Annotated in this window: 8 protein-coding genes; all 8 read right to left on the bottom strand. The window is 48.3% G+C overall.

Annotation, left to right across the window (positions count from 1 at the left end):
- Positions 1 to 13: 13 nt before the first annotated feature.
- The 8 genes from SGLY_RS04150 to SGLY_RS04115 all read right to left on the bottom strand — a co-directional run bounded on the left by SGLY_RS04150 (position 14) and on the right by SGLY_RS04115 (position 9,802).
- Entirely contained in the window at positions 14 to 1,486 is a 1,473-nt protein-coding gene (locus SGLY_RS04150) for a DUF3375 domain-containing protein (protein ID WP_013624040.1), read from the bottom strand.
- Between the two features lie 261 nt (positions 1,487 to 1,747).
- Positions 1,748 to 3,631, bottom strand: a complete 1,884-nt coding sequence (locus SGLY_RS04145) for a vWA domain-containing protein (RefSeq protein WP_148228063.1) — start codon at positions 3,629 to 3,631, stop codon at positions 1,748 to 1,750.
- Positions 3,632 to 3,666: 35 nt separating this feature from the next.
- Complete coding sequence (locus SGLY_RS16985) at positions 3,667 to 5,202, bottom strand: AAA family ATPase (RefSeq protein WP_013624037.1); 1,536 nt, start codon at positions 5,200 to 5,202, stop codon at positions 3,667 to 3,669.
- Positions 5,203 to 5,285: 83 nt separating this feature from the next.
- A complete protein-coding gene (locus SGLY_RS04135) occupies positions 5,286 to 6,284 on the bottom strand; it encodes a biotin--[acetyl-CoA-carboxylase] ligase (RefSeq protein WP_013624036.1) in 999 nt (332 codons plus the stop codon).
- An 11-nt stretch (positions 6,285 to 6,295) separates the two neighbouring features.
- On the bottom strand, positions 6,296 to 7,060 hold the full coding sequence (locus SGLY_RS04130; protein ID WP_013624035.1) for an energy-coupling factor transporter transmembrane component T family protein: 765 nt from the start codon (positions 7,058 to 7,060) through the stop codon (positions 6,296 to 6,298).
- Entirely contained in the window at positions 7,048 to 7,800 is a 753-nt protein-coding gene (locus tag SGLY_RS04125) for an energy-coupling factor ABC transporter ATP-binding protein (protein ID WP_013624034.1), read from the bottom strand. The genes SGLY_RS04130 and SGLY_RS04125 overlap by 13 nt, the downstream gene beginning before the upstream one ends.
- A 14-nt stretch (positions 7,801 to 7,814) precedes the next feature.
- The gene (locus SGLY_RS04120) at positions 7,815 to 8,375 is read right to left on the bottom strand and encodes a biotin transporter BioY (RefSeq protein WP_013624033.1); all 561 of its coding nucleotides are present in this window, start codon (positions 8,373 to 8,375) and stop codon (positions 7,815 to 7,817) included.
- An 83-nt stretch (positions 8,376 to 8,458) separates the two neighbouring features.
- On the bottom strand, positions 8,459 to 9,802 hold the full coding sequence (locus SGLY_RS04115; RefSeq protein WP_013624032.1) for an allophanate hydrolase: 1,344 nt from the start codon (positions 9,800 to 9,802) through the stop codon (positions 8,459 to 8,461).
- Between the last annotated feature and the right edge of the window lie 10 nt (positions 9,803 to 9,812).

Raw genomic sequence — 9,812 nt, 5'->3', positions numbered from 1 at the left:
CCTAAACCGGCTTTTAAGCCCGCTGAAAAATGATCCTGGCCAGCTTGGCCACCCTTCTCTTTCCCGTCTCATCGGTCCAGGAAACTTCCTCCACCTCCTCCGGCTGGAAAACAGCCTGCGGGCTCTCCCCGGCAATGACCAGATAGATGACGAGCTCGCTTAATCCCAATTCTAACGGATAATGCTCGATGATCCGAGACAGCGTGATCCTGTCCTGGGTCTGCAGCAGACAGCCGATCCGGTCCTTTAGTTTTTCCTTATCCACATAAATCTGGGAAAAAAGCGCTTCCGCCGGCACATCCTCCACACCGGCATCGATCGCGTCGTCTTGGATTTCCGGCCGCCGGGGAGGGGTGAACAGGGGCCTGTCCAAAGGAAAGGAGATTTCCGGGGCGACCCCGTCAATTGCCATTTCCCATTGCCGGGGCGGGTTATTGCGGACGGCCACGGCTTTCCCCTCAATCTCCCGTACAATCTGGTTGATCCGGCGCTCCTCCTCCAAAAAATTCTCGTCCACATACCGTCTTAACTGCTGGGACAGCGCGGCCACTGTCTCTTGCACATGGGCGCCGGCGTTCACCCAGTCATGGTGAATGTGCCGGATATTCCGGCCCGTACCCAGATCGTGCACCGCGCTCAGCCGCAAGACCTTGTCCAAGGTCTCCTGAAAATCCTCCTGGGAGGAGGAAGACATCAGAAATTTCCAGAAAGCGGCGAAACTTTTCCCTTGTTCCGACTGACTAATCCCGTCCTGTTCATTAAAGACGGCTTCCAATAACTCTCCTTTTCCCCGGTCCCAGGTGGCAATTGTTTCCCGCATGCCCCTGTCCAGATCCCGAAAATTCTGTTCCACGGCTCGGAAATCGGCCAGAATCTCCCGGGCGATCGTCATCGCCTGCCAGAAACGCTCCTTGATTTGCGTTTCATCCAGCAGGGCGACCTGTCCGTTTTGCACCCGGGTGATTTCCTGCTCGATTTCCGCTTTGCGTCGTTCCAGCTCTGCCAGACGCAGGCCGGGATCGGTTTCGGAACGCTCCACAATCTGGTGCAGGAGCTCAAATACGGTGATCAGGCGTGATTCCGTGCCGATAAAGGTTTGCTGCCTCAGGCTCAACAGCCATTCAATGGCCTTCTGGGCCAGAGAGGTCACATCAAAATGGGGCTCGTCCTGGCCCGGCGGATAAAACTTCCGCAGCCAGCCGTGCTCGTCATTCGCCCAATCATCCAGGTATTCCCGCCCTGTTCTCGGAAAAAGGCGCTCACTCCGTCCCTGACTTAACCGGTCGATAAAACTTTCCAGGCGGCTGATCAATTCCTGTTCGGCGACCAGCCGCCTGTTTTCCGCGATGAATTCCTGATAGAGAAAGGCCGCGGCAAAGGGTGCCTGAGGTGAAGCCAATAACCGCCAGGCCGGATTTTTCCTGCGCAATAATTCCAGGAATTCAAAGGACATATGCTCCGAGAACTCGTTTTTTTTCTGCTCCATCCTGCTCCCTTCAAACCGTTCAAATTCCAGCCATCTTTGGTTCATGTATGTTTATGTGATGTTCATTAAAGCCAATTTAACTATAGGTTTCGACAGATTGTCTGATATTCCTTTCCCTCCGCGAAACTTGAAACACGCACCATCCGCTCAACAAAATCGAGGACTAAGAATTGCTCGCATTTATCGTACTCTTTTACATAAAGATGGATATGCGTATACTTCTTATCCATATTTACCTCTTTTCCGCAAACCATGTCCTCCTCATTGCAAGTGTTTAGATATGATTCCGAGCAACTGCCCGGTCAGCCGTTTCAATTCCGTACAAGCCACCACCGACGGGTAGATTCCTGACAACTGTCCGTAGCAATCGCAATCTTCGCCATCGTCAAGGGCAACGGCGATAATGTCCGTGCCGCGTTTTATAATCTTAACGGCAGTGTTTGCCGTGTCCTTAATAGAAACCGGAGGCACATAGCAACTGTCGTCATTCACGCTGTGCGCCGGAACGCCGTCCGACAAAACGATAATCAGTCGTTGCTCCGCTGTTGTTTTGCTGGTGATGTAACGCTCCGCCCAAAACAGTGACAGCCCTTCCCGCGTTCCCTCATCGGCATTGAGCGCAAGAATGTTGTATTTTTCCTCGTCGTTGCCGTCGAAGTCAATCAGAATGTTATGCTCAACCTTCGGCTCATTATAAATAGCCCTGTGTTCAACAATGGCGTGGTTTATCCCTTGCTTTTTCAGCACTTCGTGCAGGATAACACTCGATACCATCGCACTTTCCCGGCGTGAACCTTCCATAGAGCCGGAACCGTCAATCAGCAGCAGAACAGCTATGTCGGGTACTCCGAAGTCCTCGCTGTTTCGATACCAGTACCGCTTCTTTGTATCCGTAAGGTTACGAGAGGAAATACCCGCTCCGAACAGCTTCTTTTCCTCACGCATCAGAACGCGAGTCTTCAGAAGCTGCGTAAAACGGCTGTTATATGAGTTTATGTTTATATGGTACTTGTTGTAGATGTTCTGGTACGCCTTGCGGAGATTCAAACTTGGCTTCGGTTTTGTCTCAACGATTTCGATACCTTTATGAATGCTGTGGCAATCGAACTGCGAGCCTTTCCAAGTCACGACCACAGGCTGGAAGAGAACGATTTTCAATGCGGCATTTTTGTCGTCCTCAAAATCATTGGTGATGACCAATACTTGCTCGTTGAAGTCTTTGTTGGGTAGAGGCTTGCCGTCAAGGTCGGTAAAAAGGCGGCGTGAAACAGACGCGTTTCTGCCTTTGCTCACTATGTTCGTTATGGCGTTTTCATCGCCACTATGGGTCTTCGTGCCGGATAGCATTTTCTGAAGTTGCCTGTCATCGATGTCCGCCTCGGATTCGGGGATCAGCGGTTCGATGATGTCAAACACGCGCTGGGAATAGCTGAATCGCTCTTTCGGCCCGCCGCACACGCTGCCGCCAAGAAACAACTGCTTTGTCTGCTCCACATACTCGGCGATCGCTTCCGGCGGGTCTTCCTGCTTTATCATCGGATAGAGCAGAAATGTTCCCATATAGCTGAGGTAAACGGTTATCGGCAGGGGTTCGGGCTTTTCGGAGTTTTCCTCTTTGAAAGCGCGTTCAGCTGTTCCGTTAACGGGCGCATTGCAAAACAAGAGGGCAATTCGATGGAAACTCAGGTACAACTCCAAATTGTCGTAAATACTGCACCCCGCCGCTTCGATGAAGGCATCCTCAATAATGTTCGAGATTAGAGCCAGCGTCTTTGCGCGAGCCTTTGTTGTCGAACGGGTATCAGTTCTTACTGCCGGGGGGAAAGTCGAATAGAGGATATGCAGGCTTTCGTGAATATTCTGCCCTCGCGTTATCATCCGCAAAGCGTACCACGGGTCATTGGAAATGGTATGCCGTAAATGCAAATAATCTTCCGTACGGCGGAGCGCCTTGATGTCAGAAAATACATCGCCGACAGCAGGGTCAACCACGATGTTGCGACCGTCTGTAAAAGCTTCGTTTTCGTTTATAAAAAACAGGCGCACCTTCTCGTTTTCGGTGAGAACCTGTGCGAAATTCTCCTCAATGCTGCGGTTGAAATCGCATTGAAAGAGCCGTAGCGTCTTTTTCATTTCCTTATTCACAGGCAACTCACCTCGCTTCCTCCATCAGCAATCCCTCACAACCATTTGTAAAGCATCAAGATGCCGCGGATGGTTTCCTCCATAGCCCTGTCGCACTTGGCGATTGGGATTATCGTCCTTTCGGCGGCCGCAAGGTAGCCCTCATACTTTGCCAGCCGCACCCAGTTCTCAAGGTTACGTGGCGAGATTACGATGTCGAGTTCCTCGCTGTCGATTTTCTTTTTCAGCTTATGGTACACGCCAAGCAGCTTATCGACCTTGTCAGCACACTCTGGGACACGGGTCGTCAGCATCTTGGCGATGGCTTCGTCGGAAAGCGCTGCAAGTTCCAGAATAACATTGAAGCGGTTATAGAGAGCCTGATTCAGTTCTTTCGTGCCGAAGTAGCCAAGGTTCATTGTGGCAAAGAAGCGGAAGCTCGGATGCCGTCTTACCACTTCACCGTTGTCGAGCCGGACGAAGCCGTTGTCGTCAAGGAGCGAGTTAAGAAAAGCCAGGTACTGCGGCTTGGCGAAGTTAATCTCCTCAAACACGACCGCTCCGCCGGAACGGATAGCCTTGGTGACATAGCTTTCTTTGAAGATAATCCTGTCCTCTTCAGGAATAAACTTGCCCAGCACGAATTCGTCTAAGTTCTCCGTGCAGTTAATGACATCCATAATCGGAAGAGCGATTTCCTGACACACCAGTTTGCAGGAGATGGTTTTGCCCGTGCCTGCGGGTCCGTGGAAGAGGACGGCTCGGATATCCCCGCCGGTAACCGCACTGCAAATGCCGCGCACGGCTTTCGGAATAACCAGTTCCGGCGGCATATTCGGAATCAATGAGCGATATTCGGGCAGGAAAGCGTCCTCTACAAATGCTGTGATTGTGATTTCCCGCTCGCTCTCCTTTTTCGCTTGAGACTTGTTTTCGGCGATGACAGCGAAACTCTCGCAAAATGACAAAAGTCCCCCGCGGTCATAACCGCTTAGGTTCGAGTAGTTGACATCATATTCATCAAACTTGTGTGCCTGATAGAAATCCTCGTGTAAGTTCACGAATGTATCTGCGGCTGGATTTTCCGCGAAGTTCAAAAGCATTGTGCCGTAGTCGCTGTTCTGACGGCATTCACGGGCAAGTAAAACGCAGAAGCACGGCAGCAGTTTATAGAGCCGGTGTAAATGCTCCATATTGCCGTCAATCCACCGCCCCATAGCGTCGTAAGCGGCAACGGTCAGTTCGTCATCGTCAATAAGGGCCTCGTAGCGATGGACATTCGGCTCAACCACACCATTTTGCCGCCAGTCGTCAGGAACATTGACAGAGAGAAATACTTGACTACCGTCGTCGCTCACGAAGTAGTCGCCGATTGACTCCCCGCCGCCTTTTTCCACGGCGTTACATAAAAGCGAAAACAGCACCAGAGCCTCGCCGATAGATTGGCAAAGCGTGGTTGTCCCTTTGAAGGACTGGTTGTTCGGGTGGACATAGTATTGCGTGGCATCGGAGTGATGCTTGAACCCAAACCCTTTATAGATTTCGTCATTGTTTTCCCGAACGACCTTGTAAGAGACTTTGAAAATGTTCATATACGCTTTACCCCCTAAATCCTGGAATCATTCCTCCCAGCCACACCGTCATCCTGAATCTTCTCGTTTTTCAGCAAGCCCGTTTACCTTTCCTTCTCCTCTGTTTTAATCCATTGTATGCTGATTTCTCCAGAATTCAGTGTTTGAATTTTGCCTTGCTCATCTTCGATGATCAGCCCGCCATTAGGATCAATATCTAAAACTTTCGCAATGTGCCAGCTGTTATTCCTAAAAAATTGAATCTTCTCTCCTAAAACCATTGAACGCGCTTTGTATTCCTCCAAAAATTGACGATCATTTAAATCGCCGCAAATCTCTAAAAGCTGATTTGTCATTTCCGCGATCAGGTGATTCCGCGTTACACTCGGTGCCTTTCCAGAAAAAAGGGAAGCTGCGGTCTCTTTTATCTCATCCGGAAATTGTTCTGGTTTTGTTTTAAAATTTACGCCAATTCCCACTACGACGCTTTCCACTATTCCGCTTTCAACATTTGTAAAGGCTTCGGTAAGAATCCCGCATATCTTCTTGCCCTCCAGAAAGATATCATTTACCCATTTGATCTGAGGCTGGACATTTGCCACACTTTGTATGGCGCGACATACCGCAACCGCTGCGGCAGTGGTAATCAACACCGCATTTATCGCTTCGATATTTAATGGCAAAATGATGCTCATATAGATACCGCTATTTTCAGGAGAAAAAAAGGTCCTGCCAAACCGGCCTTTGCCAAGTGTTTGCTCATTTGCAACGATAAGAATCCTCTGCTTAGTCTTCTTCGCAGAGTATTTTTTTGCCTCTTGATTTGTCGATTCAACTGTTTTACTGACATAGAGATCAGTATCTTTGTATTCTAATTTCAAAAATGGTAAAATTCCCTCTGCCGACAAAATATCACAATCCTCCGCTAGCCGATAACCTTTGTTGGTCACCGAATCAATCTGATATCCTTCTGTTTTTAGGGCATTAATGGCTTTCCATACAGCTGCGCGGGAAACCGAGAATCTTTTTGCAAGCTGCTGACCAGAAATGCTTGTTTCTCTGTTTTCTTCTAATATTTGAAGAATAGATTGTTTTAAAGACATGATTTTCCCCCCTAAAAACGATGAAAAAAGATCATCGAACAAATCAGCATTGAAAGCGTGAAAAGCAGCCAGTCCTTACTGTTCGTTTGAAAAACTGCCTTAGTCCGAACTTCGGAATAGCACCTTGATTCCATTGCCAGTACCATTTCATCGGCACGCATAAACGTATGCAGCAACAGTGGATAGAGATATAATTTTACCCGTTTTAACAGGTTTTTTCTTTCATCAATACACCGTGCTTTCTGGGCCTCCCGCATTTCGGAAGCTTGATCAAAAATGAGCGGTATCAAAACAAAGGTCAAACTGAACATAGCAGCTACCCTGGCTTCCGGGACAAAAGGGATGGGAGCGAGAAACCATTCAATAACGTTTTTTAATGATGAAATAGAAGTGCTTCCTGTTAAAATCACACATAATAGAATAATTAACATAAGCCTCCATCCGTATAACAGGCCTGAATTAAGCCCCTCCCAAGTAAAACTGTGAATCGGAATATTCTTAATCGGCGTACCCGGGACGCTAAAGGAATTCACAACAATTATCATACCGATTAAAAAAAGAAAATACCTTATGTCCCTGAATAAGTTTCTGAGAGGTAATCTGGAGCTTATCAGCGTAATAAGCAATACTGACGTTAAAATGGCCAAATCAAATACCCTGGCGGCCATCCCTGCCGCCAAAGTAAATAGGATCATACATATCAGCTTTATTCGCCCATCCATGCAATGAACAATTGATGCCCGGGGGATGTAATGAAAAATATTCAACTCAGCCATGTCATCGTCTCAACACTTCGATTTTGTCCATAAGGTCTCCTTATCCCGTATAACTCCACCTCATTAATGAGCTGGCTGGGTTCACCATCCCTGACAATACGCCCCTTTTCCATAATAATCAAGCGGCCTGCATGGGCAAGCGTTTTCTCCAGCTCATGGGTTACTAAAATAATCGTATGCCCGTTTTTGTGCAGGCCAACGATTTGTTTTAATACCTGAAGTACTCCCGGATAATCCAATCCAGTAAATGGTTCATCAAAAACAATAATTTGGGGGTTCATGGCAAGCACACCTGCCACTGTCAGCTTTTTTTTCTGACCTCCGGACAGAGTATGCGGCTGTTGGTTAGCCAAATCGCTTAATCCTACAGCTTCCAGTGATTCTTTCACGCGATGATCAACTTCCTTACGGGATAAATTGAGATTTTCCGGACCAAACGCCACGTCATCAGCAACAGTCTGACCAACGATTTGACTATCCGAATTCTGAAAAATCAAGCCGATTTTTTTTCTTGCTTCAGTCAGATCTTTCGTGATCGGCTCCCCTTCCAATAATACTTTCCCTTTCGTAGGGAGGAAGAGTCCATTAAAATGCCGTATCAAAACGGTCTTTCCTGAACCGTTAGGACCGGCAATAATCACGAACTCCCCCCCTTTTATGGAAAGGTTGATCTCCTGAATTGCCGCTTTGCCGTTTGGAAAAATATGTGTTAACTGTTGAGTTTCAAGAATGCCGCTCATTTAACCCTCCCTCTTTATCTTTGATCAGTGATAAGCGACTGAAGAAGGGGCCTTAATCGTTTAATCAAGGCTGCGGCAACAATAATTTTGATGATCATCCCTGGTACGAAGGGCAAAAACCCCAAGGCCGATGCTTTTATCCAGGAAATTTTCAAAGCCAGCTTCAGCCAAGTAACGCCCATACTGTACAAAAGCATGTTGCCCACAATTAAGGCAACGCTATCTTTGATCAATGAAGATTTTCCTTTCCCAGCGATCAGCCCGATAACAAAAACCCCGGCCAAATATCCGAACAGGAACCCTCCTGTCGGCCCAAAGAAAACTGCCAATCCTGCTTTTCCGCCCGCAAAAACCGGAAGCCCGAGCGCACCTAAAAAAAGAAACAACCCTACACTGGCGCTACCCCAGGATGCTCCTAAGAGTAAACCCGCAAGCATGATGAAGAAATCCGCCAGTACAATAGGGACCGGACTGAACGGAATTGGAAAGCTCAGATAACCTCCGATCATGATTAGTGCCGTAAAAAGACATGCAAAAACCATTATCCGTAGATTAGGCGTCTGACTTTGACTCATTTTTGTACTGCTCCTCAACTCTTATTGTAAACATTTTTGTATATTTTAGTTTACAATAGATTTGGCTGCGCTGCAATCCAAATCTATCCTTTGTGCTTCCCTGCATTTGATAGGAATCCGGCAAGCAGACCTTCCTTCCCCGCAAGCGCAAATAGAGTGATCCCGAAAGGAAGGTTTTCTGCCGCCCAGCCGGAAGGCACTGCAACCGCGCACAGATCCAGGAGATTGCAATGATTCGTATACTTGCCGAGGGCGCTGTTTTTCTTAACAGGATCCTCGATTACCTGTTCCCTGGTCCATGTTCCCCCGCAAGTTGGTAAGATAAGAACCGCCTCATGAAGCAGCTTTTTGACCTGCGCTTTCATCGATTGTAATTCATGGATTGCTTCAAAAAGAGAAGCTGCGTCAAAATGTATCCCACTGCGCAAAATTTTCTCGGTGACATCCAATACGCTGCCGGGGTGTGTCTCCACAAACCGGCCTAAATCAGCCCACCTTTCAGCAATCCAGGGGCCTTCGTACAATATGCCGGCAGCTCGTTCCAGCAGTGAACCGTCAATTGTTGATGTTTCCGGCCAGATTTTCCTGATTCTATCCACAGTCTTATGCCAGGCCAGTTGATAATTTTCGGCAAATGGGCCGAAAAATTCAGGTTCCTTTGCCGGTAAAAAGATCCTTTCAGGCCTTTGGGGCTCCGGATAAGGATATTCTTGTGACCAGGGATCTTCCGCATCTCGTCCGCGTACAGCATGATCGACAACCAGGCAATCATCTATGGAATTCGCAAAGACCGTAACACAGTCAAGACTGGCGCAGGCCGGAACAACACCACTCAGCGGCCAAGCGCCGCAGCTTGGTTTCCAGCCGTACAGCCCATTTAAAGCTGCCGGAACACGCCCCGAACCGGCTGTATCCGTTCCCAGGGCAAAAACGGCCTGTCCTTTGGCAACAGATGCTGCCGAACCTGCACTCGACCCTCCGCTTATCAATTCTTGCCGCAAAGCATTAGGCACTGCTCCAAACGGGCTTCTTGTCCCCACTAGTCCGGTTGCAAACTGATCAAGATTTGTTTTCCCTACGGGAATCGCGCCTGCCTCGATCAGCCGGTCAACCACGGCCGCGTTTTGATCCGGCATATAGGCATAATCCGGGCAAGCAGCCGTAGTCAGCACACCCGCCAGGTCTATATTGTCCTTTATCGCAAAGGGGATTCCCCATAACGGATGACTGTCTATTTCCAGTTCAGATAACCTGTCCAAATACGGCCTGATCCATTCAGGATCAGGAGGGACGATCCAAATACTCATATTCGCTGCCGCTTCCGCTCGTAAGCTTATCTCAGCTATGACCTGTTCCGGGTCAATTTTACTTTGCAGATAATGCTCTCTTAACCAGGACAGCGTAAGTTTTTCAGGCAGGATAATCATTCTGCTTCAC

This window comes from Syntrophobotulus glycolicus DSM 8271 (assembly GCF_000190635.1).
Classification (GTDB): domain Bacteria; phylum Bacillota; class Desulfitobacteriia; order Desulfitobacteriales; family Syntrophobotulaceae; genus Syntrophobotulus; species Syntrophobotulus glycolicus.
The sequence above is the reverse complement of the archived record's forward strand: the minus strand, read 5'-3'. Positions and strand labels throughout refer to the sequence as shown.